The sequence below is a fragment of the Bacillus sp. JJ1533 genome (genome assembly GCF_036965045.1).
Classification (GTDB): Bacteria; Bacillota; Bacilli; order Bacillales; family Bacillaceae_L; genus Ferdinandcohnia.
This window is the reverse complement of the sequence record NZ_JBALOV010000041.1, coordinates 17,673-44,289: the sequence shown is the minus strand read 5'-3', so window position 1 is coordinate 44,289 and position 26,617 is coordinate 17,673. Positions and strand designations below refer to the sequence as shown.

Below are 26,617 nucleotides of genomic sequence, written 5' to 3'. Positions count from 1 at the left end.
CTATGGTTATGCAGAAAGTTATGGTCGATTTAATTTTAGATTCAACCCATGATGGAATGATTGTCATTGATATAAATAGCCAAGTCATCTTATTAAACAATAGTGCATCAAGGATGATCGGTGTTACAAAGGAAGAAGCAGTAGGTAAGCATATTTACGAATGCATTCCGGACAGCCGATTACCGGAGATTCTTTCAACGAGGGCTATTGAAGTCAACCAGGAATTCGTTTTGGAAAATGGACGTAAAATCATTACAACACGTATTCCTATGGTCAATGAATCAGGAATGCTATTAGGTGCATTTGCTGTTTTTAAAGATATAACTGAGGTTGTTAATCTCGCTGAAGAAATTACCAATTTAAAAGAAATACAAACAATGCTTGAAGCAATTATCCAGTCCTCTGATGAGGCGATTTCGGTTGTAGATGAGAATGGACGCGGCATTTTAATTAATCGAGCATACACCCGAATAACCGGACTTGAAAAAGAACAAGTCATTGGGAAGCCTGCAAATGCGGATATTTCTGAAGGAGAAAGTATGCACATGCAGGTTTTAAAAACAAGAAGACCTGTAAGAGGTGCCCGGATGAAGGTAGGGCCACATGAAAAAGATGTGATTGTTAATGTTGCCCCGGTCATTGTAGATGGCAAGCTTAAGGGCAGTGTAGGAGTTATTCACGATGTGTCAGAAATTAGTCAACTCACATCTGAATTGAACCGCGCCAGACACATCATTCGGTCTCTTGAAGCAAAGTACACATTTGATGATATTATCGGTTCCTCGGAAGAAATGGAATTTGCTATAGAACAAGCAAAACTTGGGGCAAAAACGCCTGCTACCGTTTTACTTAGGGGGGAATCTGGGACAGGCAAGGAATTGTTTGCTCATGCTATACATAATGAAAGTAAGCGAAAATATAACAAGTTTGTTCGTGTGAATTGTGCCGCAATCTCTGAGTCACTATTAGAAAGTGAACTATTTGGATATGAAGAAGGTGCATTTTCAGGAGCAAAGCGTGGTGGAAAACGAGGCATTTTTGAAGAGGCCAACAATGGCAGTATTTTTTTAGATGAAATTGGAGAGCTGTCTTTGAACACGCAAGCAAAATTACTTAGGGTTTTGCAAGAACGAGAAATCATGCGAGTTGGAGGAACGAAGTCGATTCCAATCGATGTCCGAATCATAGCTGCTACGAACGTTAACTTAGAAAAAGGAATTGGAAATGGAACGTTTAGAGAGGATCTTTATTATCGGATAAATAAAATTCCAATTCAAATTCCATCATTAAGAATGAGAAAACAGGATATCAAACCTCTTGCAGAGCATTTGCTCGTCAAAATAAATCAAGATTACGGGCGGACAGTTGAGGGGCTAACAGAAGAAGCAATTAACTATTTGTATTCATATGACTGGCCTGGTAATGTGAGGGAGCTTGAAAATGTCCTTGGTAGAGCCGTAATCTTTATGAACTATCAGGAAAGACTAATTGATGTAAAGCATATCCAACCCCTGCATAATATGCTGGAAAAGACCCCTGCTACCCTAAAGTTACCTCAAACAGAAATTAAGGATGTACCATTGTCTGATTTGGTTGAAAAATATGAAGCAAAAGTTATTTCAGAGGTACTGGATTTAAATGGTGGAAATAAAACTGCCGCAGCAAAATCATTAGGGATATCACTTCGAAGCCTGTATTACAAGCTGGAAAAATATAATCTTGCAAATTAAAGCACGCAAATATTTGCAAAATATGCAAGATGTTGCACGATTTTTTGCGAAAAAATAAAATATGTAAAGCGCTTTCAAACTATTTTGTGGTGGCATGATAATTGCATGAGTAAAAAGGTGTAAAAAACGAAGGGGACTATGATTGAAAAGAAGGTAATGCCTAATGAAACTTATTAATCTTATCCAAAATGCTGCAGAACGAACAAAGGTTACCGTTGCCGTAGCAGCTGCTGAGGATGATGAGGTACTTAAAGCAGTATTGGAAGCCGTCAATCACAGGCTTGCCCGTTTTTTATTATTTGGTAATCAAGAAGAAATCGATCAAATCCTTACTGAAAAAGGGGGATATCAAGTCAGGGATGATGCATTAACTATCGTAAATACATCATCACAGGAAGAGGCAGCAAGGGCCGCTGTAAAAGCAGTTCATGATGGAGAAGCAAATGTATTAATGAAAGGGAATATCCCGACATCAACTATTTTAAAAGAGGTTTTGCATAAAGAATATGGACTGCGGACAGGGAATGTTCTATCTCATGTTGCTGTCTTTGAAATACCTAATTATGACCGCTTTGTTATCGTAACGGACGCAGCCATGAACATCGCTCCAGAACTACAGGAAAAAGTACAAATTATAACAAACGCTGTTAAGGTGGCAAACGCAATCGGGATAGATGTCCCGAAAGTAGCACCTATAGCAGCTGTTGAAGTTGTAAATCCAGCGATGCAAGCAACTTTAGATGCTGCTGTATTAACCCAAATGAACAATCGTGGCCAAATCCGAAATTGTATCGTTGATGGGCCTTTAGCGCTTGATAATGCTATTTCAATTCATGCAGCTGAACATAAAGGAATTACAAGTGCGGTAGCTGGACAGGCTGATATTTTGCTAGTTCCAACCATAGAGGTTGGGAATGCATTGTATAAATCTTTAGTTTATTTTGCAAAAGCAGAGGTAGGGGCTGTTATTGCAGGTGCTTCTGCACCGATTGTATTGACTTCAAGAGCAGACTCTGCAAATTCTAAATTATATTCATTGGCGTTGGCCGTATGCTCTGTTAACAAATAATAATTAATCGTCAATCTTGGGGAGGTCTATCAAAATGGAAATCTTTTCTTACATGGAACAATATGATTATGAGCAATTAGTTTTTTGTCAGGACAAACAATCTGGTTTAAAAGCGATTATCGCTATTCATGATACTACATTAGGTCCGGCACTCGGTGGTACTCGTATGTGGACATACACTTCAGAGGAAGCTGCAATTGAGGATGCATTAAGACTTGCAAAAGGTATGACCTATAAAAATGCAGCTGCTGGATTAAATCTCGGTGGAGGAAAAACTGTAATTATTGGTGACCCTCGTAAGGATAAAAACGAAGAAATGTTCCGTGCGTTTGGCCGCTATATACAAGGTCTTAACGGACGCTATATTACAGCAGAAGATGTGGGTACGACTGTTGCAGATATGGATATAATCCACGAAGAAACCGATTTTGTAACTGGTATATCTCCTGCGTTTGGATCATCTGGGAACCCTTCTCCAGTTACAGCATTTGGCGTTTACCGCGGTATGAAGGCAGCTGCTAGAGAAGCATTTGGTTCTGACTCACTTGAAGGCAGGACAGTGGCTGTTCAAGGAGTAGGGAATGTAGCGTACACACTTTGTAAATACCTTCACGAAGAAGGAGCTAGTTTAATCGTTACAGATATTAATAAAGACGCTGTAGACCGTGCTGTAAGAGATTTTGGAGCAAAAGCAGTGGATCCTAACGATATTTATAGCGTGGAATGTGATATATATGCACCTTGTGCACTAGGTGCAACAGTTAATGATGAAACAATTCCACAATTAAAGGCAAAAGTGATAGCGGGATCTGCCAACAATCAGCTAAAAGAACCACGGCATGGTGATATGGTTCATGAATTAGGAATTATCTACGCACCAGACTATGTAATTAATGCGGGTGGAGTTATCAATGTTGCTGACGAATTATATGGCTACAATCAAGAGCGGGCGCTAAAAAAAGTTGAATCACTTTATGACACCATTCAAAAAGTAATTGAAATCGCAAAAAGAGATGGAATTCCAACTTATCAAGCTGCAGATCGTTTGGCAGAAGAGCGCATCGAAAGAATGAGAAATTCAAGAAGTCAATTCTTACAAAATGGACACCACATTTTAAGTCGAAGAAAATAAGATAAGCGCAGGCAGAATGTTTATTTTACCTTCCAAAGCGATTAGCTTCTGACCTCGAGTCAACGGTGCCTGGTGCTAAATTTAAAAACTAGTCCGATTTGGGGGAAGGCTAGAAAAAGCTTTTCCTCCTTTTTACCTTTATCTTTCATAGCTGCGATAGGATATATATTAACATCCGATGGACTGCATTTAAGTACTGGAGGTTTCAATATTGCTTGACAAAGAATACCGGATTCTCGTTATCAATCCAGGATCAACATCAACGAAAATCGGCGTCTATGATAATGAACGTTCTGTTTTTGAGAAGACAATACGACATGAACGTTCAGAACTAAATGCATATGACAATATTATTGATCAATATGAATTTCGAAAAAATATGATACTTGAAACATTAGATAGTGAAGGCATTAATATCTCAAAATTAAGCGCAGTATGCGGTAGAGGCGGGTTATTAAAGCCAATTCAAGGCGGAACCTACAAAGTAAATGATGAGATGCTCCATGATTTAAGAATTGGGTATGCCGGGCAACATGCATCGAATCTTGGAGGCATTTTAGCGTATGAAATTGCATCTGGGTTAAATATTCCGCCATATATTGTCGATCCTGTCGTTGTTGATGAACTTGAACCTATAGCAAGAATATCAGGTTTTGATTTGATTGAAAGAAGGAGCATTTTTCATGCTTTAAATCAAAAGGCTGTAGCAAGAAGAGTTGCGAAGGATCTTGGAAAAACATATGAAGAAATGAATTTCATTGTTACCCATATGGGCGGTGGAATTACTGTTGGCGTCCATAGACAAGGTAAAGTGGTGGACGTAAATAATGGTTTGCATGGTGACGGACCATTTAGCCCAGAACGTGCAGGGACAGTTCCTGCGGGGGATTTAATTGACCTTTGCTTTTCTGGTCAATATTTCCGTGAAGAAATCATGAAAAAACTGGTTGGTCATGGCGGCCTAGTTGGATATCTGGGTACAAACGACGCAGTTGAAGTTGAAAGAATGATCAAACAAGGCAACGAAAGGGCGAGACTAGTCTACAAAGCAATGGCGTACCAAATTGCTAAAGAAATAGGAGCAGCAAGTGCAGTCCTGGCAGGGCGTGTAGATGCCATAATTTTAACCGGTGGATTAGCATACGGGAATGAATTTATCTCTGAAATTTCCAACCATGTGAATTGGATTGCGGATGTCATCATCCAGCCAGGAGAAAATGAGTTGCAGGCATTGGCAGAGGGTGCATTACGAGTACTACGCGGGGAAGAGAAGGAAAAAGAATACCCTGGAAAGCAACTTCAAACCCCTGTCTTAAAATAAGTGTTTAAAAAGGAGGATGAAATGGACCGGGTCGACAAAAACGCCACGTCCTGTGGCATTGTCGACACTAGCACATCCTGTGCGTCGAAAGTTCGAGGCGGTGAAGCTTTGAGCACCGGAACGTATGTAATTAATACGTGAGGAGCTAAAAAAGCAAGCCAACGAGCTTCCACAGGATGTGGTGACTTTGACGTTCGACACAGGACGTGTCGGCATTTAGTCGAAGTTCCCCTGAGATGTGTCATTTTCACCGGACTTTTTAAACTTCCTCTTAAAAATAGGAAGGTGAGTAGGTTATGTCAAATGAATACGATTTAGTAATTCTAGGAGGCGGTACAGGTGGATATGTCGCAGCCATTCGTGCCTCGCAGCTTGGTCTGAAAGTGGCAGTTGTTGAAAAAGGTATGCTTGGCGGTACCTGTTTACATGCAGGATGTATACCGAGTAAGGCTCTTTTAAGAAGTGCTGAAGTATATGCAACTACGAAAAAAAGTGAAGAATTTGGTGTCATTGTAAAGGATGTATCACTTGATTTTTCAAAGGTGCAGGATCGAAAAAATAAAATCACTGAACAGCTATATAAAGGCGTCCAGCATCTAATGAAGCAAGGGAAAATTGATGTCATTGAGGGTTATGGACGAATTTTAGGTCCTTCTATTTTTTCACCGATCCCTGGAACCATTTCCGTTGAAATGAACAATGGGGAAGAAAATGAAATGCTGATTCCAAAAAACGTAATTATTGCAACAGGGTCCAGACCAAGGTCATTGCCTGGTTTAGAGATTGATGGAGCATATGTTTTAACCTCTGATGAGGCCCTTCAAATGGATCAACTTCCTAAGTCAATGATCATTGTTGGGGGAGGAGTAATCGGCATTGAATGGGCATCCATGCTCCATGACTTCGGAGTTGAGATAACAGTACTTGAATATGCAGATCGAATTCTACCAACCGAGGATCATGAAATCTCTAAGGAAATGCAGCGTTTATTAAAGAAAAGAGGCGTAAAAGTTGTCACCAGTGCAAAGGTTCTACCTGAGACCCTAGAAAAAGGAGAAGGGATTACCATTCAAGCAGAACATAAAGGTGAAGCTAAATCGTTTACTGCAGATAAGTTGCTTGTATCCGTCGGCCGACAAGCAAATGTTGAAAATATTGGCCTAGAAAATACCGAGATTGTTTTGGAAAAGGGGTTTATTTCTACAAATGAATATTTCCAAACAAAAGAATCCCATATTTATGCAATTGGCGATTGCATAGGCGGTCTTCAACTTGCACATGTAGCATCCCACGAAGGAATTGTTGCGGTAGAGCATATTGCAGGTAAAAATCCATCACCAATGGATTATTCACTTGTATCCAAATGCGTATACAGTAATCCTGAGATTGCAAGTGTTGGTTTTACCGAAGAGGAAGCAAAACAAATAGGTTACACTGTTAAAATTGGCAAATTTTCATTCAGAGCAATAGGAAAAGCACTGGTCTTTGGTGAGTCTGACGGATTTGTAAAACTCGTTGTAGATGAAGCTACAGATGATTTACTTGGAGTTCATATGATTGGGCCACATGTAACAGATATGATTTCTGAGGCAGGATTAGCAAGAGTACTAGATGCAACTCCATGGGAGGTTGCACACACAATCCATCCGCATCCAACTTTATCTGAAGCCATAGGTGAAGCAGCTTTGGCCGTTGATGGAAAAGCAATCCATGCATAAGTACTATACTTTTCTAATAATTTGTTAATATGTAGGGTTGTCCAAATCTTAGATTGTTGAAGGAGGTATTTTCGTGACTGAAAATCGTCATCAAGCATTGGGGTTAAGTGATGAAGCTGTCCTTGAAATGTATGAAACAATGCTATTAGCTAGAAAAATAGATGAAAGAATGTGGTTATTAAACCGCGCTGGAAAAATTCCATTCGTTATTTCCTGCCAAGGTCAAGAAGCAGCCCAAGTAGGTGCTGCCTTTGCACTTGACCGTGAAAAAGATTATGTATTGCCATATTACCGTGATATGGGGGTTGTTCTGACTTTCGGAATGACAGCAAAGGAATTAATGCTGTCTGGATTTGCGAAGGCTGAAGACCCAAATTCAGGCGGACGACAAATGCCTGGTCACTTTGGACAAAAGAAAAATCGAATTGTAACAGGTTCCTCCCCTGTAACGACACAGGTTCCTCATGCAGTCGGCGTGGCACTTGGTGGCAGAATGGAAGGAAAGGATTTAGTTACATTTGTAACATTTGGGGAAGGATCTTCGAATCAGGGAGATTTCCATGAAGGTACGAATTTTGCAGCCGTTCACAAGCTTCCAGTCATTTTTATGTGTGAGAATAATCAATATGCCATATCTGTTCCATACGAAAAGCAGGTGGCCTGTGAAAAAATTTCCGACCGTGCAATTGGGTATGGAATGCCAGGTGTAACGGTGGATGGAAATGATCCACTTGAAGTGTATAAGGCAGTTAAAGAAGCGGCGGATAGAGGTCGTCGAGGGGAAGGACCGACCTTAATAGAAACGATTTCATATCGTTTAACTGCGCACTCGTCTGATGATGATGACCGTGCATATCGCGAGCAGGAAGAAGTGGCAGAAGCGAAAAAGAATGATCCCATCCTATCCTTTGCAACTTACCTAAAGGAAACCGGAGTTTTAGATGAGCAGAAGGAAAAGGAAATTGGAGATCGGATTGCAAAGCTTGTCAATGAAGCGACCGACTATGCCGAAAGTGCACCATATGCAGAGCCAGAATATGCTCTTAAACATGTATATGCGGAACAGTAAGGGGGAAAAAGAATGGCTGTAATTTCATATATTGATGCTGTAACGATGGCAATTCGTGAAGAAATGGAAAGAGATCCTAAAGTGTTTATTTTAGGAGAGGACGTTGGAAAAAAAGGTGGCGTATTTAAGGCGACAACCGGTCTATATGAGCAATTCGGTGAGCAGCGTGTAATGGACACCCCATTGGCTGAGTCAGCAATTGCTGGTGTCGGAATAGGTGCAGCTATGTATGGAATGAGACCTATCGCGGAAATGCAATTTGCAGATTTTATTATGCCTGCTGTCAATCAAATTATATCTGAAGCTGCTAAAATTCGATATCGTTCGAATAACGATTGGCATTGCCCAATCACTATTAGAGCTCCTTATGGTGGAGGAGTACATGGAGCATTGTACCACTCACAATCTGTAGAAGCGGTGTTTGCAAACCAACCAGGTTTAAAAATTGTGATGCCCTCAACCCCTTATGATGTAAAAGGCTTGCTGAAAGCTGCTATACGTGATGATGATCCTGTTTTATTCTTTGAACATAAACGTGCCTATCGTTTAATCAAGGGTGAAGTACCAAAAGACGATTATGTATTGCCAATTGGTAAGGCAGATGTGAAGCGTGAAGGTGATGACATTACGGTTATCACGTACGGTTTGTGTGTTCATTTTGCCTTACAAGCTGCAGAACGTCTTGCTAAAGATGGAATTCAAGCACATATCCTTGACTTGCGTACCGTATATCCGCTAGATAAAGAAGCAATCATCGAAGCAGCTTCAAAAACGGGTAAAGTTTTATTGTTAACAGAAGACAATAAAGAAGGAAGCATTATGGGTGAAGTGGCTGCTATCATTGCTGAAAATTGCTTATTTGACTTAGATGCCCCAATTAAGCGACTTGCTGGTCCAGATGTTCCAGCAATGCCATATGCACCAACGATGGAAAAATTCTTTATGGTTAATCCGGATAAAGTGGAAAAAGCAATGAGAGAGCTTGCGGAATTTTAATTGTGCTGCAATTCTGAGGAGGTTTTATGATTGGCAACTGAAAAAATAACAATGCCCCAGCTTGGCGAGAGTGTTACAGAGGGAACCATTAGTAAATGGCTTGTAGCAGTTGGGGATACCGTAAACAAATATGATCCTTTAGCTGAGGTTATGACAGACAAAGTAAATGCAGAGGTACCTTCCTCATTTTCAGGTACTATTAAACAGCTTATTGCGGAAGAAGGAGAAACTTTAGCAGTTGGTGAAGTGATTTGTGTAATTGAAACCATTGGTGGTGGAACTGAACAAGGTACACCTCAAGCAACTGAAAAAGAAGAAACTCCCGAAAAGACTATAAATGTGACTGAAGAACCTAGTGACACTACGAAAAAATTACGTTATTCACCTGCTGTTCTAAAGCTTTCACAGGAACATCATATTGATCTTGCACAAGTGAAAGGGACAGGGGCAGGCGGACGAATTACCCGAAAAGACCTTCAAAAGTTAATTGAATCAGGACAGATCCCAACAGCTGGGCGGCAGGTTCAAAATGTGGAAACTGAACCAACTAACCAACCGGTTGAAAATGTACAATCGTCTAAGCCAAATCCTGCAGCTAATGTTCCAGTGACAGTTGGAGATGTGGAAATACCGGTTACAGGGGTTCGAAAGGCAATTGCCGCAAATATGCTTCGTAGTAAGCATGAAATTCCACATGCATGGACAATGGTTGAAGTAGATGCAACAAATATGGTCCAATATAGAAATGCAATAAAGAATCAATTTAAGCAAAAGGAAGGCTACAATCTAACTTTCTTTGCATTTTTTGTAAAAGCTGTAGCTCAAGCCCTTAAGGAGTTCCCACAAATCAACTCAATGTGGGCAGGGGATAAAATTATCCAGAAGAAGGAAATTAATATTTCAATTGCTGTTGCAACAGAAGATGCTCTATTTGTTCCAGTGATTAAAAATGCGGATGAAAAAACGATTAAGGGCATTGCAAGAGAGATTACCGAGCTTGCCTCTAAAGTTCGAACTGGAAAACTTGCACCAGATGATATGCAGGGTGGCACATTCACAGTGAATAATACAGGCTCCTTTGGTTCTGTTCAATCAATGGGGATTATTAATTATCCGCAGGCAGCAATTTTGCAGGTTGAATCTATCGTACAACGACCAGTTATTATCGATGGCATGATTGCAGTACGTCACATGGTGAACCTCTGTATGTCCCTTGATCATCGTGTATTGGATGGCCTTGTTTGTGGACGTTTCTTAGCACGAGTAAAGGAAATTATCGAGAACACATCAAAAGAAAATACATCTATTTACTAAAGACATTGCCCCTGCAATGTCTTTTTTCAGTGCGGCGAAAATACTTATGGGCATAATTCGTTTAATATTTGGTTGGCAAGTACGTGAACCGCCCCTATTTAAAACTCCATCTATGCATTGCGACAACCTAATATATATACTAAAATTAATACATAGGTGAAAGCGATTTCGATAAAAGGGGGAAGCCTTGTGACGAAGCAATCGAAAGAATACCAGAATATTACCTTCCCTTCCATAGATTACGAGACATGGAAGAAGGAAGCTGAAAAATCATTAAAAGGAAAACCTATTGAAAAATTACATAAACAAACGTACGAAAAAATCAAACTAAAACCTATTTATACAAAGGAAGACGTTAAAGAAATACCGTTTCTAAAAGATATGCCTGGAGAAGGCTCAAGGGTGCGTGGTTCAAAACCTGCAGGCTATGTGAGTCATCCATGGCATGTTAGTCAGGAAATCGACGTGAACACACCGGAGGATTTTAACGCTGTATTAAAGGAAGCTCTTCAAAACGGCCAAACAATGATCCACCTGACATTGCAGACACAAGACAGCTCAATTGAAGGTCTTGGACTGCATAGTGAAGAGGATTTCGAAAAAGCCTTTAAGGGTATCTCATTGTCTCATACACCTTTCTTAATCGATGCTCAAACTGACTTATTGGCATTTTTATCACATATTCATTCTTATGCAAAAATAGATTCCCTTACAGGCACGATTGGTATGGACCCACTTGGACTATTAGCACAATCAGGTCAGTTATCGTTGAAACCAGAAGCTGCCTATGACCAATTAGCCGAATCCGTAAAATGGGTGAAGAAAAATCAACCCAATCTAAGAACGATTCTTGTAAAAGGTGACCCATACCATAATGGGGGAGCAAATGCTGTTCAGGAACTTGCATTTACAATCGGAACTGGAATTGAATATATAAGCGAACTCCTAGAGAGAGGGCTTACCGTTGATGAAGTTGCACCGCGTATGACATTTTCTTTTTCAATTGGCTCAAATGTATTTATGGAAATCGCCAAACTAAGAGCTGCAAAAATTATTTGGACGACAATCACTGAAGCATATGGAGGAAATGAAGAGTCTTCTAAAATGCATATCCATGCGAGAACATCAGCATTTACGAAAACGATTCATGACCCCTATGTTAATATGTTGCGCTCAACTATTGAAGCATTTTCCGCAATTATAGGCGGGATTGATAGTCTTCATGTTTCCACTTTTGATGAACCAATCAAGGCCTCTAATTCTTTCTCAAGGAGGATTGCAAGAAACACACAATCGATTCTACGCGACGAATCCTTCTTAAATCAGGTCATTGATCCCGCGGGTGGCTCTTGGTATGTGGAAGCATTGACACATGAATTGGCAGAAAAAGCATGGGACTTGATGAAGGAAATCGAATCCCTGGGAGGGATGCTTGCAGCGTTAAAAACAGGAACTGTTCAAGCAAATATCTCATCTGTTTTGCATGAAAGACAAAAAAACGTAAACGTCCGAAAAGATAAAATTGTCGGCACAAATATGTATGCAAATATACAAGAAAAACCAATCGAATACACCAAATCAAAAAACACAATAAAAAATAGAGAAGCCGCAATTACAATCAAACCAATATCTCCAGTGAGAATTTCAGAAAGCTTTGAGCAACTCCGACAGGCATCTGAAAGCTATCTTCAAACTTCCGGTGATCGGCCTAAAGTTGGATTATTAAATTTAGGTCCAATTCCGGAACATAAATCAAGAGCGGATTTTATCACAGGTTTTTTTGAATCGGGTGGCTTCCAGGTTGTCAAAAACGATGGATATTTAACAGCAGATGATGCGATTAAAGGCGTAAAAGCTATGAATCTGAAAACCTATATTATTTGTGGAAAAGATGAAGCCTACAAGGAAATGGTTACTGATATATGTAATGAATTAAAACAATTACAACCAGACATCCGCTTGTTTTTAGCTGGGAAACAAGATAATGAAGAGTTCTACCGAAACATAGGAATAAATGACTTTATCCACATTGGTACAGATTGTTTTACATTTTTACATCAATTACAACAAGAAATGGGGGTGCGCTAAAATGGCTAAAAGACTTGATCTATCCAAAATAAAGTTAAAAATGTCGGATTCATCGTCCTCTCCTGAAAAATGGCGTCAAAAAGTAGAAGAAGAAATCAAGCAATCTATTGATCAGTTGCTATTTGAAACGAACGAACAGATTGCTGTAAAACCTTTATACACAGAGGAAGATTTAGAAGGGATGACTCATCTGGATTATATGCCTGGACTTCCTCCGTTTTTAAGAGGACCCTATCCAACCATGTATGTGAATCGACCTTGGACCGTTCGACAATATGCAGGTTTTTCAACAGCAGAGGAGAGTAACGCTTTTTACCGTCGAAACCTAGCAATGGGGCAAAAGGGTCTATCTGTAGCTTTTGATTTAGCTACCCACCGTGGCTATGATTCCGATCATCCACGTGTTGTTGGTGATGTAGGTAAAGCTGGAGTAGCAATTGATTCAATCCTAGATATGAAAACATTATTTGACGGCATTCCTCTTGATCAAATGAGTGTTTCAATGACAATGAATGGTGCCGTTCTTCCGATTATGGCATTTTATATTGTCACAGCAGAGGAGCAGGGTGTCCCTCCAGAAATGCTGTCAGGAACGATACAAAATGATATTTTAAAAGAATATATGGTGCGGAATACGTATATTTACCCACCAGAGACCTCAATGAGGATTATTTCTGATATTTTTGAGTACACATCAAAAAATATGCCGAAATTCAATAGTATTAGTATATCTGGTTATCATATGCAGGAAGCGGGTGCACCAGCAGATCTTGAATTAGCATATACTTTAGCAGACGGTTTGGAATATGTTCGAACTGGTCTTAAGAAGGGGATTGATATTGACTCCTTTGCTCCTAGATTGTCTTTCTTCTGGGCGATCGGCATGAACTATTTTATGGAGGTTGCGAAGATGAGAGCGGCCCGACTTATTTGGGCACAAATGATGAAGGCCTTCAACCCTAAAAATCCGAAATCACTTGCATTAAGGACACATTCACAAACCTCAGGATGGAGCTTGACTGAACAGGATCCGTATAATAATGTGACAAGAACATGTATTGAAGCATTGGCTGCTGTCTCGGGGCATACCCAGTCCTTGCATACAAATGCTCTAGATGAGGCGATTGCACTACCGACTGATTTCTCTGCTCGTATCGCTCGTAATACCCAGCTCTATTTGCAGGATGAAACCGGAATATGTCATGTGATTGATCCATGGGGAGGCTCTTATTATGTAGAGACGTTAACAAAGCAGCTTATGGAGCGGGCTTGGAATCATATTGAGGAAATTGAATCCCTAGGTGGAATGACGAAAGCAATTGAAACAGGTCTTCCCAAAATGCGAATTGAAGAAGCCGCTGCACGACGCCAGGCAAGGATTGATTCTGGTAAGGAAACGATCATTGGAGTTAATAAATATCGATTACAACAAGAAGATCCAATTGATATATTAGACATTGATAATACAGCTGTTCGACTCAAGCAAATTGAAAGACTTAGCGAATTAAAAGCTTCACGGGATGACGGAAAAGTGGAAGAGGCGTTGGCTGCTATTACGAGGGCAGTTGAATCAGGTGATGGAAATCTGTTGGAGATAGCCGTTCATGCAGCAAGGGTTCGTGCAACGCTTGGAGAAATTTCGAATGCGGTTGAAAAAGCATCAGCAAGGCATAAAGCTGTCATTCGTTCAATTAGTGGAATCTATAGCACAGAATATTCAAATGAGGAAGAGATTATGAATGTGAAGAAGATGACAGATGAGTTTTTAGAAAATGAAGGAAGACGCCCTAGAATTCTGATTGCTAAAATGGGGCAGGATGGTCATGATCGTGGAGCAAAGGTGATTGCTACTGCGTTTGCGGATCTTGGCTTTGACGTGGATATCGGACCATTGTTCCAAACCCCTGAGGAAACAGCACATCAAGCAGTGGAGAATGATGTTCATGTGGTTGGCATGAGTTCACTTGCGGCAGGCCATAAGACATTACTCCCGCAGTTAATGGAAGAGCTAAGAAAACTGGGGCGTGAAGATATTATTGTAATCGTAGGTGGAGTAATTCCTGCACAGGATTATGAGTATTTAGAAGAGCAAGGGGCCGCGGCTATTTTTGGACCTGGGACAGTTATTCCGGTAGCTGCTCAAAAAGTAATCGAAGAAATATATCTTCGCTTAGGATATGAGGAAGCAGGCAATGACTGATAAAAAAAATAGGCCTGAGTGGGTGCCAGAAAATGCATCTGATGGTTTTACAACCGAAATTGTAAAGGGAAGAGATCCAGCCTACGACTCTGGAAGTAGACCCAGGTTTATTAAAAAGAAAGAGCGGTCTACGGAAGAGTATGTACAGGGCATACGAAATGGGGACCGTACCATTCTTGCTCAAGCCATTACACTTGTTGAAAGCAACGCAAAACGTCATGAGGATCAGGCACAGAAAGTAATTAATGAAATTCTACCATATACAGGAAGCTCCATACGAATAGGTATCACTGGGGTCCCTGGAGCCGGAAAAAGTACATTCATCGAGAGTTTTGGTTCGTATTTATGTGAAGAGGGACATCGTGTTGCTGTTTTGGCAGTTGATCCAAGTAGTAGTGTAACAGGTGGGAGTATTCTAGGCGATAAAACACGAATGGAAACACTTACCCGAAATCAAAATGCATTTATTCGGCCATCTCCATCAGGGGGAACTCTTGGTGGAGTGAATCGAAAAACAAGAGAAACCATTTTACTTTGTGAAGCAGCTGGGTTTGATGTAATCCTAGTTGAGACGATTGGTGTTGGCCAAAGTGAAGTTATGGTAAGAAGTATGGTGGATTTTTTCTTGCTACTTGTGTTAACCGGTGCAGGGGATGAGCTACAAGGAATGAAAAAAGGAGTTATGGAGCTTGCAGACGCAATCTTAATTAATAAAGCTGATGGTGATAATCGTCAGAAGGCAAAGGTTGCGCGTGGGGAGTATAATCGAATTCTCCACTACCTTCAGCCGGCAACGAAAGGCTGGTCATCGAAAGCTTATACTGCCTCTGCTCTTTATCAAGAAGGTATGGAAGAAATGTGGAAAGTTATCCAACGGTTTGTTGAGACAACGAAAGATTCTGGAGTCTTCACAGAGCGCAGAAACGCTCAAACAAAGGACTGGATCCGCGCAATGATAAAGGATTATCTTGAAACAAGTTTTTTTACACATCCATCCATAAAAAAACAACTTCCAGTGCTTGAAAATAAGGTTGTACAGGGAGATTTGAATGTAACAACTGCTGTAAAGGAATTAATTAAACTTTATGAAACATAAAAAAAGAAGGAAAGCATTAGCTTTCCTTCCATCTAGGGAGTTTAGGGGTATGATCTAGATGTAGTAATAGAATACCCGAAACTTTCATTTTATAAACGTACCTAAGATTTGAAAAAACATGGTCTAAATTGATATGATTAAAATGAGTAATTCAATTTTTTTAAGGGAGTGTACAAGATGGAAGTCGATTTCAATTTATTTATGAATGATATAGTACAGACAGCTAGAAAAGAAATTTCAGAAGCTGGCTATCAAGAATTAAAAACACCTGAAGAGGTAGAAGAAGCACTTAGCAAAAAAGGGACAACATTGGTAATGGTGAATTCTGTTTGTGGTTGTGCGGGGGGGATTGCAAGACCAGCTGCGGCACATTCCATTCATTATGATAAGCGTCCAGATCAATTAGTAACCGTGTTTGCCGGTCAAGATAAGGCTGCAACAGAAAGAGCCAGATCCTATTTTGAAGGGTATCCACCATCTTCTCCGTCATTCGCATTATTGAAAGATGGAAAAATTGTTAAAATGATCGAGCGCCATGAAATTGAAGGACATGAGCCAATGGATGTTATCACGAAACTACAGGAAACCTTCGATGAATATTGTGAAGAAGTATAAGAGGCCTTTGGGCTTCTTTTTTTTGATGTTTTCCTAAACTTTGTTGTTTTTGATGTGACTATACAATGTATTATTAGACACTTTGGTTTTCCCTTTAGTGATTGGAGCGTACGGCACGATATCCTTGAAAATGCACGCATTTTCTTCGTGCGGTGTAGTTTCAAGGAAGCCTATTCAACGTCCTGCGGGAATAGCGAGCCAAGCGAGACCCCGCAGTCAGAATTAATGTTCGAAGCCTAAGAACGCCACGTCCTGTGGCAACGGCTTCGTGACCTACATCGTGTAGGCCTGAGGAGGCTTGCGGATCGCCCGCGGAAAGCGAGTGCCAGAAGCGGAAATCACCCTAGTTTCACCAATAAACTAAAAGGCAATAACAACAAACTTTTACAAAAGGGCCTTTTTTGATATAAATTATGCATATGGTTAGGTATAAGATATTACTTTTTTACTTTAGTTGTTTATATTAGTAAAGTGTTTTGTGGATGTCCTTGTATGAATAAAAACATTAATTTTCTTCCGAAGATACCAATTAAATAGTATAAATAGACGGCTTAACGCAAATGATAGAATTATGAATCAATTATTATTTTTAAAAAACATATTGTATATTTATGCAGATGTGTTAAAATACATTCTATCGAATAATTATAAATAACATCTTAGGGGGAAAATAGAATGAAAAAGTTTTTACTAGCATCATTGATTACTATTTTATCAGTTGTATTACTTGCTGCTTGTGGGACAAGCGATGACAATTCAACAGGATCTGAAGAAGGAACTGACACAAAAAATGTTTTAACAATGGGAACATCTGCTGACTTCCCTCCATTTGAAACAATTGATGAAAAAACAGGGGAATATATTGGGTTCGACATTGAGTTAGCTGAGGCAATTGCTGAAAAGCTAGGATATGAGCTTAAAATAGAGAATATGGATTTCGGTGGCCTTATTAGCGCATTACAATCTGAACGTCTTGATTTTATCATTTCAGGTATGTCTGCAACTGCTGAGCGTAAGGAAAGTGTTGATTTTTCAACTGAATATCATAAATCTGGAGAAATGTTTGTTACATTAAAAGATTCTGATGTTAAATCATTTGATGATTTAGATGGCAAAAAAATTGGAGTTCAATTAGGTTCCATTCAAGAAGAAGGAGCTAAAAAAATTAAAGAAGAGACACTAAAAAACATTGAAATCTCGGCATTAAATAAAGCTCCAGAATTAATTCAAGAGCTAAAAGCTGGCAGAATTGATGCAGTTTATTTAGATAAAACTGTTGCAGTGGGCTTCATTAAAGAACTAGACTTAACAGGATTTGATGATCCAACTGAAGCATCACCAGGCATGGCAATTGCATTTGCAAAAGGCAGTGAGCTTACTGAGGAATTTAATAAAGTCTTAGAAGAAATGAAAGAAAATGGAGAATTAGAAGCATTACAAAAAAAATGGATTGAAGAATAAAATTTTTTAGAAGAAATGAGGTGTAAGGCATGGGTTTGGATATTGACTTTTCCAGAATCCTGCCTTCAATTCCGTTTATACTAGAAGGGATCGGTATTACGGTATCCTTTGCACTAGTATCGGCAATTTTAGGTTTAATTTTGGGGACGATTTTAGCGGTTTTTAAAATAAGCAAGGTTTCATTTTTAAAGTGGTTTGCGGATATTTATACATCCATTTTCAGAGGAACACCACTCCTCCTTCAATTGGTATTAATCTATTTTGCTGTTCCACAGCTTTTTCAATATGACATTGATAAGTTTGTAGCGGGGGTTTTGGCATTCGGACTAAATTCAGGTGCATATATTTCTGAAATCATTAGAGCAGGTATTCAGGCTGTTGATAAAGGCCAGCAAGAAGCTGCGGAAGCACTTGGAATTTCGTACCGCCCAATGATGTTGGATATTATCCTTCCACAGGCTGTAAAAAATATATTACCAGCACTGTTAAATGAATTTATCACCTTAACGAAGGAATCTGCAATTGTAAGTACAATTGGATTATTGGATATTATGAGACGAGCTCAAGTTGTCGGAGCGAACACATTCCGCTATTTTGAACCGTTATTAATTGCTGGTCTAGTTTATTGGATAATTGTTACAATCCTCACGTTCCTAGGCGGAAGACTTGAGAGGAGGTTGCGTCGTAGTGAGTAACGATCATATTAAGGTAGAAGGTCTTCATAAATCATTTGGTAAGCTTGATGTATTAAAAGGGATTACGACCACCTTCAAACAAGGTGAGGTTGTCGCCATTATTGGTCCTTCGGGTTCCGGAAAATCAACATTTCTAAGATGTTTAAATTTACTCGAAAAACCTACACAGGGGAAGATTTGGGTTAAGGAAGATGAGATCACACATGCAAAGACGGATATTACAAAGGTTCGTCAGCATATCGGAATGGTGTTTCAGCATTTTTATCTGTTTCCACATAAGACCGTCATCCAAAATCTCACGTATGCACCGATGAAGGTAAAAGGAATGTCAAAGAATGATGCTGAAAGCAAGGCGAAGGAGCTATTGAAACAGGTTGGGTTATCAGATAAGGCAAATGAATATCCAAATCGCCTATCTGGCGGACAAAAGCAGAGGGTTGCGATTGCAAGAGCCTTAGCCATGGAACCTGAAATTATGCTTTTTGATGAGCCTACTTCAGCACTTGACCCTGAGATGGTTAAAGAAGTTCTTAATGTCATGAAAGGATTAGCTAATACTGGAATGACGATGCTCATAGTGACTCATGAAATGGGCTTTGCCCGTGAAGTGGCGGATAAAGTACTGTTTATGGACGATGGGGTCATTGTAGAACAAACAGCTCCAGATGAATTTTTCACAAATCCAAAAAGCCAACGTGCCAAGGACTTCCTCGAAAAGGTTTTATAAAAAGAATGATCCATGTGTGGTCATTCTTTTTTTCGTTTATTTATTAATAATTGGATCTGAATAAGTGTTTTATTTTTCATATAAGCAACAATATAATAAAATACTTTAGATTATTAGGAGCCGATGTATGTTTAAAATAGGTTATCGTACTTTAAAAACAGCTATAGGTACAACCATTTCCATTTCAATAGCAAAATTAATAGGACTAGATAGTTTTGCATCTGCCGGCATTTTGACGATTTTATGTATTAAAGTAACACGAAAAAAATCGTTGGAGAGTTCGTGGGAGCGATTTGTTGCGTGTGTAGTCGGAATCATATTTTCGTCAATATTCTTCGAGGTAATCGGTTATCATCCATTAATCATCGGGTTGTTACTCCTATTTTTTATTCCTACTGTTGTTGCCTTAAAAGCTAAAGATGGGATTGTAACAAGTACCGTTATCATTTTGCATATATTTTCAGCTGAGAATGTAACACTTGATTTAATTATTAATGAACTAGGGTTAATTATTATTGGGATAGGTGTTGCCTTACTTGTAAATCTATATATGCCTAGTGTAGATAAGCATCTTAAGGCATACCAACAGGAAATAGAAGGGCTGTTTGGACATATATTAAACGAAATGGTTCATTATCTCCGAACAGGTGAGAGTATTTGGGATGGACGTGAGATTACAGCAGTTGAAGATTTATTAAAGAAAGCGAAAAGAATTGCATACAGGGATGTTGAAAATAACCTATTGCGAGATGAAAACTTATATTATACCTATTTTGAAATGAGAGAAAAACAATTTGAAATTTTGCAAAGGATGTTACCCACTATTACTTCCATTACACAGTCGGTTGAACAGAGAACAATGGTTGCTGATTTTATTATGGAGGTGAGCCAATCTATTCATCCCGGTAACACAGCAGTTGTTTTTTTGAAGAAACTTGAAGCGATGCGTAAGGTGTTTAGAGAAATGCCTTTGCCAAAAACTCGAGAGGAATTTGAGACAAGAGCTGCCCTTCTTCAATTTATTAAAGAAATGGAAGAATATTTAATCATAAAAAGATTATTTAAAGGATTGCCTACATAAATGAATAAAGCTAAAGGTGACCTGTTAGGTCACCTTTTTTGGCTATTAATAAGCCTCGTATGAATTAAAATATTCGAATTAGAACCACATACTTACCCCTGCTAACAGAGTAGTAATTAGCATAACAGCTATCATTAAATACACAACAATTTTTTGAGTTTTTCGGGACATGTCACCTACTCCATTCTGCTTACATATTTAATCATATTTTACCTTGAATCCCCGACTTGGACAACTAATAAGTCCTAATCTGTATAACTGAAAATACACAATTTTTGATGAGTTCGTGCTAAAATGGTTTTAAACGAAATTAAAACGCATACAATTTTGAGCGAGCGCTCGCTTGAGGAGTGAAAACATGATTAACAAAATTGACCATATCGGAATTGCAGTCTCATCGATTGAAAACTCTCTGCCTTTTTACACGAACGTTCTCAACCTTCAAGTAGAAGGTATTGAGGAAGTAGAGTCCGAGAAAGTGAGAGTTGCCTTCATTAAAATTGGAGAATCAAAGCTTGAGTTATTGGAACCGTTGTCACCGGAAAGTCCTATTGCTAAATTTATAGAAAAGCGCGGGGAAGGAATACACCATATTGCTTTAGGTGTTTCATCCATCGAAGAGCGCATCCAAGAAATAAAAGAACAGGGCATTCGTATGCTTGCAGATGAGCCAAAGTTTGGTGCAGGTGGTGCGAAGATTGTCTTCATGCATCCAAAATCTACAGGTAGTATTCTATATGAACTTTGTGAGAAACCTAGCAAGGGGGAAATGAAATAATGGTAGATATTTATGAAAAAATAAACGAATTATACGATCGCCGTCGAGAAGTAGAGTTAGGTGGCGGCGACGAAAAAATTGATAAACAGCACGAAAAAGGAAAATTAACTGCGAGAGAACGGATTGATTTATTACTCGATAAAGGAACATTTGTTGAATTAAATCCATTTATTGAGCATCGAAGTACTGATTTTGGTTTAGCCGAAAAAAAAGGACCTGGTGATGGGGTCGTTACAGGTTACGGAAAAATTAACGGGAGACCTGTATATTTATTTTCACAGGATTTTACTGTTTTTGGCGGTGCTCTTGGTGAAATGCATGCCAAAAAGATTTCGAATGTCATGGACTTAGCTGCAAAAAATGGCGCGCCCTTTATTGGCTTAAATGACTCAGGTGGTGCAAGAATACAAGAGGGGGTCGTCTCCCTTGACGGCTATGGTCACATTTTTTATCGAAACGCGATATATTCAGGAGTAATTCCGCAAATTTCTGTCATTATGGGGCCATGTGCAGGCGGTGCTGTGTATTCTCCTGCTATTACGGACTTTGTCTTTATGGTGGAAAATACGTCACAGATGTTTATCACAGGGCCAAAGGTTATTGAAACTGTAACAGGTGAAAAAATAAGTTCAGAGGATTTAGGTGGAGCGAAGGTACATAATTCAATCAGTGGGAACGCACATTTTTCAGGTAAAACCGAAGAGGAGGTTCTGCAACAAGTAAGGGATTTAGTAAGCTATCTTCCTCAAAATAATGAAGAAAAAGCACCCATTCAAACCACAAAAGAAGACGATGATTATCGACCGGATCTAACAGATATTATTCCATTTGATGCAGTCAGACCTTATGATGTTCGCAAAGTTATTGAACAAGTGGTTGATGAAGAATCTTTCATGGAAGTACACAAAGACTTTGCAAAAAACATCGTTGTTGGTTTTGCCAGAGTCAAAGGAGAGGTAGTCGGGTTAGTTTGCAATCAGCCAAAATACATGGCAGGTGGTCTTGATATTGATTCATCTGATAAGGCATCAAGATTCATCCGTTTTTGTGATTCCTTTAATATCCCACTCATAACATTTGAAGATGTAACAGGTTTCTTCCCGGGGGTAAAGCAGGAGCATGGTGGCATTATCCGCCATGGAGCAAAGATTTTATACGCATATTCTGAGGCAACTGTACCGAAGCTTACTGTTATTCTAAGAAAAGCATATGGTGGAGCATATGTTGCATTAAATAGTAAATCAATTGGTGCTGATTTAGTTTATGCATGGCCCAATGCTGAAATTGCGGTAATGGGACCACAAGGCGCTGCCAATATTATTTTTGCCCGCGAAATTAATGAAAGCGATGATCCAGATAAGACACGTGCCCAAAAGATTGAGGAATATCGTGAAAAATTCGCTAATCCGTATGTTGCAGCAAGTCAGGGAATGGTAGACGATGTCATCGATCCTCGTGAAACACGTATTAAAATCGTTCAGGCTTTAGAAATGCTTCGTAATAAAAAGGAATCTCGACCTAATAAAAAGCATGGAAATATTCCTTTATAAGAATTAGAATTTATTTTTTTACTATAGTATGATAGGCTAATTTCATTAACCTATTCATCTTGGAGGTACATACTATGATTAATCAAGATAGACTTGTCAATGAATTTTTAGAATTAGTACAGGTAGATTCTGAAACAAAATTTGAAACAGAAATTGCCAAGGTTTTAAAAGACAAATTTACAGCATTAGGTGTGCATGTGGTCGAGGATGACACAACAGGTCAAACTGGACATGGCGCAGGCAATTTAATTTGTACCCTTGAAGGAAATAAAAATGATGCAGATACGATTTACTTTACATCACACATGGATACAGTTGTCCCTGGTAAGGGCATTAAGCCTTCCATCAAGGATGGATATATTGTCTCAGATGGAACTACCATTTTAGGTGCAGATGATAAGGCAGGCCTAGCAGCAATGTTTGAAGCCATTCGAGTACTACAGGAAAATCAAATTCCATATGGAAAAATAGAATTTATTATTACGGCTGGTGAAGAATCAGGGCTGATGGGAGCAAAAGCTTTGGATCGTTCAATGATCACAGCAAAATATGGCTATGCGCTTGATAGTGATGGCAAGGTTGGTAACATTATTGTCGCCGCACCTACCCAAGCAAAAGTAAAAGCAACAATTATTGGAAAAACGGCACATGCCGGGGTCGCACCTGAAAAAGGTGTTTCTGCCATTACCATGGCTGCAAAAGCAATTTCAAGAATGCCTTTAGGTCGTATTGATGAGGAAACAACCGCTAATATCGGACGTTTTGAAGGTGGTACACAAACAAATATCGTTTGTGACCATGTTGAAATTTTAGCAGAAGCTCGTTCTTTACTAACAGAAAAGATGGAAAGCCAAGTACAGAAAATGAAGGATGCTTTCGAATCTGTAGCTGCTGAAATGGGCGGTCGAGCGGAAGTTGAGATTACAGTCATGTATCCAGGTTTTAAGTTTGCGGATGGTGATCATGTAGTTGAGGTTGCGAAACGAGCAGTCTCAAAAATTGGTCGTCAAAGTGAGCTGCAACAAAGCGGTGGAGGCAGTGATGCAAACGTCATCGCAGGTCATGGAATTCCAACAGTGAACTTAGCAGTGGGTTATGAAGAAATCCACACAACTAACGAAAAAATGCCAATTGAAGAACTTGTTAAAACCGCTGAACTAATCGTTGCGATAGTAGAAGAGGTTGCAAGATAATAATTTTGTAAAAGTGAAATTCCCACTAACAGGGGAGTTTCGCTTTTTTGTTTCTTTTCCAAAACGAGTAAAGTATGATAGAAGAATATTGATGTTGTTAATATGGTAGAGGTGAAATTGATAATGGAAGACCAGAAGGTTGTTGTTTTTTCAGCAGGTAATGAGGAATTTGGTGTCCCTGTATTAAACGTAATTTCCATAGAAAGGGTACAACAGCTTAATGCCATACCGCAAATGCCAAATTATATGCTGGGTGTCCTAACCATCCGTGAAGAACTTGTTCCAATTGTGGATACAGGCATGATCTTATTTAATAAGTCTATAGGTCCTACAGATAAAACGAAAATCATCGTCGCCAAAACAGATACCCTTTCAGTTGGATTACTCGTCGATGATGCCAAAGAAATACTCGATATCCCTCAGAATCAAATGAAACCACTAAATCTAACGTATCAGCTTTCTCCGTACATAACAGGAGTTGCAACTCTTGAGAAGAGATTGGTTACTTTACTAGACCCTCACAAGCTATTTAATGGTCTAGAAGGATTCGAACGAATAGAGGAACACATTCACAGCCACCTATAGACTAAGGTGGCTTTTTCTATGATAAACTAGTAGTAGTGGATGATTAGGGAAGTGTGAAACATGAAAGAAATGTATCCGAAAAACGGAAAGGTTATTTTACATGTGGATATGAACAGCTTCTATGCATCGGTTGAAACTGCGTATGACCCGTCCTTACAGGGCAAGCCTTTAGCTATTGCGGGGAATGCCGAAGAGCGTAAAGGCATCATTGTCACTTGTAGCTATGAAGCTCGTGCATTTGGAGTGAAAACGACGATGCCTCTATGGGAAGCGAAACGAAAATGCCCGAATCTTATCGTCCGAAAACCCAATTTTGAACGTTACCGTAAGGCGTCACTTGCGATGTTTGATATTCTTCGTTCCTATACCGACTTGATTGAACCTGTTTCAATAGACGAGGGCTATCTTGATATAACGGACTGTTATGAAAAAGGGTCACCAATTGAAATTGCAACCTCAATTCAGGAAACGCTACGAAAGACCCTTCTTCTTCCTTGTAGTATTGGAATTGCACCGAATAAATTTCTCGCCAAGATGGCATCGGATATGAAAAAGCCGTTAGGAATTACCGTCTTACGGAAACGGGATGTCCCTGCTGTCCTTTGGCCAATGCTGGTCGGTGAAATGCATGGAGTGGGATCAAGGACCGCTGAGAAGTTATCAACAATCAATATACATACAATTGGTGATCTTGCAAAAGGTAATGATATTCAATTAAAGAAATTGTTAGGTATAAATGGGGAAAGATTAAAGCAAAGAGCAAATGGAATGGATAATCGCCCCGTTGACCCTGATGCCATATCAGAGTTTAAAAGCATTGGAAATTCAACAACATTACCATACGATTCAACCGATGAAGAGGAGCTTCTTAGTGTTATCAAAAGGCTATCAAATTCGGTAGGGTCTCGGATTAGAAGAAAGGACATGCTATCAAATAATATCCAGTTGATGATACGATATGCGGACCGAAAAACGGTAACTAGAAGCAGAAAGCTTGATAATCCAATTGACCAGGACAAAGAAATTTTTCAGGCTGCCAAGCGTCTCTGGAAGAGTCATTGGAATGGAGAAGCCATCCGATTATTAGGTGTTACTGCACAGGACCTAGTAGAGAAACATGAGGCATTTAAACAGCTCGATCTGTTTTCCTATGAAAAAGAGGCGAAGAAAGAACCTTTATTAAAGGTTATTGACGATTTGAAAGACAAATATGGAAACGACATTCTATCAAATGGGATCAAGCTTCCAAAGGATAAAAATCCTCGAAATAATGAACATGGGACAAGTTTCGAGAAGGATTTTTTAAGTGATTAGGTGAGGTAATTATGATTGATATTAGTAAAATTATTCAAGGGAAAAATTTAACCGAAAATGATGTCCAGCTTGTCCGATATATTCTTGAAAATATTGATACTGTTCTACAAATGGGAGTACGGAAAATAGCGAAAGAAAATTTTACTTCTCCAGCAACTGTTATTCGTTTGTCAAAAAAGTTAGGATATACAGGTTTTGTTGATATGTATTATCAGTTACTTCCGCTCGTTCAAAACAAGGTAATAACAAAAACAGGTACAACGGAGGATTTTTTGGAGATTAATCAAAGGGATTACTTGGCCCATAATTCAATAAAAGAAATACAAACCTTTATTCAAAAAGTGCTTAATTTACAGCAACGCTATATTTTTATCTATGCTACTGGATTTTCAGCGATTGCTGCCGAGTACTTATATAAAAAATTATTGGTATTAGGAAGAAAAACGATCTTAGCAAGTGGAACGGATTCAATTGGAGTGTTTGAAAATAATCTGGAAGATATTGGCGCGCTGGTTGTGATTTCAAAATCAGGGGAGACCCAGATGGTAGTTGATAAATTACTTGCAGCAAAAGAGCATCATATTTTTACAGTGTCTTTCACAAAAGAAACACATAATCGAATTGCAGACATTTCCGATTTAAACTTTAAGATTATCGATCAGAATAAACTTGATGATCGTAACATGCTCCCAAACAGCTTCTTTCCTAGATTGACATTGTTGTTTGAATTTATCGTCAAGCAATATCTTGAAACTTTTATTGCCAAAAAAGATAGTGTTGAGTGAAACGTGTTTCTAAGTGTGAAACACGTTTTTTATGTTGTTGAATCTATCGACTATAAAACGGTTACATTGTATTCTAGACATGTCAACAAAAGAAAACACA

General features: G+C 39.1%; 23 protein-coding genes. 22 read left to right on the top strand and 1 reads right to left on the bottom strand.

All coding sequences use genetic code 11. From position 1 onward, the window contains the following. Positions 1 to 2 precede the first annotated feature (2 nt). The 16 genes from V7138_RS21735 (at position 3) to V7138_RS21660 (ending at position 20,312) form a co-directional block, all read left to right on the top strand. On the top strand, positions 3 to 1,730 hold the full coding sequence (locus V7138_RS21735) for a sigma-54 interaction domain-containing protein (RefSeq protein ID WP_335401535.1): 1,728 nt from the start codon (positions 3 to 5) through the stop codon (positions 1,728 to 1,730). 163 nt (positions 1,731 to 1,893) lie between these two features. Continuing rightward, on the top strand, positions 1,894 to 2,799 hold the full coding sequence (gene yqiS, locus V7138_RS21730; protein WP_335401532.1) for a phosphate butyryltransferase: 906 nt from the start codon (positions 1,894 to 1,896) through the stop codon (positions 2,797 to 2,799). 34 nt (positions 2,800 to 2,833) lie between these two features. Next, on the top strand, positions 2,834 to 3,931 hold the full coding sequence (bcd, locus tag V7138_RS21725; protein WP_335401529.1) for a branched-chain amino acid dehydrogenase: 1,098 nt from the start codon (positions 2,834 to 2,836) through the stop codon (positions 3,929 to 3,931). Positions 3,932 to 4,142: 211 nt separating this feature from the next. Continuing rightward, positions 4,143 to 5,252, top strand: coding sequence for a butyrate kinase (buk, locus tag V7138_RS21720; RefSeq protein ID WP_335401527.1), 1,110 nt, complete (start codon positions 4,143 to 4,145; stop codon positions 5,250 to 5,252). A gap of 296 nt (positions 5,253 to 5,548) precedes the next feature. After that, positions 5,549 to 6,970, top strand: coding sequence for a dihydrolipoyl dehydrogenase (lpdA, locus tag V7138_RS21715; RefSeq protein ID WP_335401525.1), 1,422 nt, complete (start codon positions 5,549 to 5,551; stop codon positions 6,968 to 6,970). Positions 6,971 to 7,043: 73 nt separating this feature from the next. Beyond that, a complete protein-coding gene (locus V7138_RS21710) occupies positions 7,044 to 8,039 on the top strand; it encodes a thiamine pyrophosphate-dependent dehydrogenase E1 component subunit alpha (protein ID WP_335401522.1) in 996 nt (331 codons plus the stop codon). A gap of 12 nt (positions 8,040 to 8,051) precedes the next feature. Beyond that, on the top strand, positions 8,052 to 9,035 hold the full coding sequence (locus V7138_RS21705; protein WP_335401519.1) for an alpha-ketoacid dehydrogenase subunit beta: 984 nt from the start codon (positions 8,052 to 8,054) through the stop codon (positions 9,033 to 9,035). Positions 9,036 to 9,065: 30 nt separating this feature from the next. Next, positions 9,066 to 10,349 (top strand): dihydrolipoamide acetyltransferase family protein, encoded by a 1,284-nt coding sequence (locus V7138_RS21700; RefSeq protein ID WP_335401516.1) that lies wholly within the window; start codon positions 9,066 to 9,068, stop codon positions 10,347 to 10,349. 189 nt (positions 10,350 to 10,538) lie between these two features. Beyond that, positions 10,539 to 12,437, top strand: coding sequence for a methylmalonyl-CoA mutase family protein (locus V7138_RS21695; RefSeq protein ID WP_335401514.1), 1,899 nt, complete (start codon positions 10,539 to 10,541; stop codon positions 12,435 to 12,437). A gap of 40 nt (positions 12,438 to 12,477) precedes the next feature. Further along, positions 12,478 to 14,637, top strand: coding sequence for a methylmalonyl-CoA mutase (gene scpA / locus V7138_RS21690; RefSeq protein WP_438824393.1), 2,160 nt, complete (start codon positions 12,478 to 12,480; stop codon positions 14,635 to 14,637). After that, on the top strand, positions 14,630 to 15,733 hold the full coding sequence (gene meaB / locus V7138_RS21685; protein ID WP_335401509.1) for a methylmalonyl Co-A mutase-associated GTPase MeaB: 1,104 nt from the start codon (positions 14,630 to 14,632) through the stop codon (positions 15,731 to 15,733). Before scpA ends, meaB begins: the two co-directional genes overlap by 8 nt. A gap of 177 nt (positions 15,734 to 15,910) precedes the next feature. After that, complete coding sequence (locus tag V7138_RS21680) at positions 15,911 to 16,348, top strand: BrxA/BrxB family bacilliredoxin (RefSeq protein WP_335401507.1); 438 nt, start codon at positions 15,911 to 15,913, stop codon at positions 16,346 to 16,348. Between the two features lie 675 nt (positions 16,349 to 17,023). Continuing rightward, positions 17,024 to 17,809: a basic amino acid ABC transporter substrate-binding protein gene (locus tag V7138_RS21675; protein WP_335401505.1), complete on the top strand. Its 786-nt coding sequence runs from the start codon at positions 17,024 to 17,026 to the stop codon at positions 17,807 to 17,809. Positions 17,810 to 17,844: 35 nt separating this feature from the next. After that, a complete protein-coding gene (locus V7138_RS21670; RefSeq protein ID WP_335401609.1) occupies positions 17,845 to 18,504 on the top strand; it encodes an amino acid ABC transporter permease in 660 nt (219 codons plus the stop codon). Further along, on the top strand, positions 18,497 to 19,231 hold the full coding sequence (locus V7138_RS21665; protein ID WP_335401503.1) for an amino acid ABC transporter ATP-binding protein: 735 nt from the start codon (positions 18,497 to 18,499) through the stop codon (positions 19,229 to 19,231). Before V7138_RS21670 ends, V7138_RS21665 begins: the two co-directional genes overlap by 8 nt. A 127-nt stretch (positions 19,232 to 19,358) precedes the next feature. After that, positions 19,359 to 20,312 carry an aromatic acid exporter family protein gene (locus V7138_RS21660; protein ID WP_335401501.1) on the top strand — a complete coding sequence of 318 codons (954 nt, stop codon included), beginning with the start codon at positions 19,359 to 19,361 and terminating at the stop codon, positions 20,310 to 20,312. A 78-nt stretch (positions 20,313 to 20,390) separates the two neighbouring features. Here the strand turns inward: V7138_RS21660 and prli42 are convergent, their stop codons facing one another. After that, on the bottom strand, positions 20,391 to 20,483 hold the full coding sequence (gene prli42, locus V7138_RS21655; RefSeq protein WP_335401498.1) for a stressosome-associated protein Prli42: 93 nt from the start codon (positions 20,481 to 20,483) through the stop codon (positions 20,391 to 20,393). A 187-nt stretch (positions 20,484 to 20,670) separates the two neighbouring features. On the opposite strand from prli42, the gene mce reads away from it, so the two are divergent. From mce to V7138_RS21625, 6 genes are all read left to right on the top strand, one after another. Beyond that, positions 20,671 to 21,090, top strand: a complete 420-nt coding sequence (gene mce, locus V7138_RS21650) for a methylmalonyl-CoA epimerase (protein ID WP_335401495.1) — start codon at positions 20,671 to 20,673, stop codon at positions 21,088 to 21,090. Then, positions 21,090 to 22,640 carry an acyl-CoA carboxylase subunit beta gene (locus V7138_RS21645; RefSeq protein WP_335401492.1) on the top strand — a complete coding sequence of 517 codons (1,551 nt, stop codon included), beginning with the start codon at positions 21,090 to 21,092 and terminating at the stop codon, positions 22,638 to 22,640. The genes mce and V7138_RS21645 overlap by 1 nt, the downstream gene beginning before the upstream one ends. 74 nt (positions 22,641 to 22,714) lie before the next feature. Beyond that, positions 22,715 to 23,833, top strand: coding sequence for a tripeptidase T (locus V7138_RS21640; protein ID WP_335401489.1), 1,119 nt, complete (start codon positions 22,715 to 22,717; stop codon positions 23,831 to 23,833). A 123-nt stretch (positions 23,834 to 23,956) separates the two neighbouring features. After that, positions 23,957 to 24,418 (top strand): chemotaxis protein CheW, encoded by a 462-nt coding sequence (locus V7138_RS21635; RefSeq protein WP_335401486.1) that lies wholly within the window; start codon positions 23,957 to 23,959, stop codon positions 24,416 to 24,418. Positions 24,419 to 24,478: 60 nt separating this feature from the next. Then, entirely contained in the window at positions 24,479 to 25,732 is a 1,254-nt protein-coding gene (locus V7138_RS21630) for a DNA polymerase IV (protein ID WP_335401484.1), read from the top strand. An 11-nt stretch (positions 25,733 to 25,743) separates the two neighbouring features. Beyond that, complete coding sequence (locus V7138_RS21625) at positions 25,744 to 26,517, top strand: MurR/RpiR family transcriptional regulator (protein ID WP_335401480.1); 774 nt, start codon at positions 25,744 to 25,746, stop codon at positions 26,515 to 26,517. Positions 26,518 to 26,617 lie beyond the last annotated feature (100 nt).